At 45.5% G+C, this 613-nt stretch carries 1 pseudogene; it reads right to left on the bottom strand.

Annotated elements, in window-relative coordinates:
• Positions 1–441 (bottom strand): annotated as a pseudogene (locus R7O13_RS28585) (PepSY-associated TM helix domain-containing protein); the annotation flags it as partial.
• Positions 442–613 lie beyond the last annotated feature (172 nt).

Raw genomic sequence — 613 nt, 5'->3', positions numbered from 1 at the left:
CAAGGTGCCATGAATGTTATTCATCAGCTCATAAACGCTGTCTGAGCGATCAATAGTGCCTTGAACCTCGCCCGTGTATGGATTGACTGCAGCAACTAGCTAACGTCCATCTTCCGCTTTAATTGAAAACCGGTTGGCAAGATGCGCTGTTTGGGCAGGCACAAATTGAGTAACGCTGAAATCGGGATAGGCTTGCTTAACCGACTCTAACTGGATGGACACTGGTGCCTTGTGCTCTTGCGGCACCACTTTTAGCGTAGTCTCATAGCGTGGCAGTTCAATCTCATCATCAAACAGCATCACCAGTCCGGTGACGGACAGCATGAGCATAAATGGGATAACGAATAATCCTGCGTAGAAATGCCATCGCCACGTCATAAAGTAGATGGATTTTGCGCGCGACGCTTCCTTGAGTTGAGGCTTTGTTGAGTTTCTCAACATGTTTATTTCCTTTTCATTTTTGCACACCAAAAACGCAGACCAAATGCTTCCCCCACATACTTTTCTATGCGGTGAAATTTGGACAGGTTTGGGAGTGCGACTGCTTGAATGAGCAGTGTATGTGTGACTTTACTTATTGTTTTTATGGATTATGAAAAAGAAACCACAGGCG

This window comes from Vibrio sp. Y176 (assembly GCF_033438945.1).
Note: the sequence above shows the minus strand (reverse complement) of the source record. Positions and strands in the feature narration are given on the sequence as shown.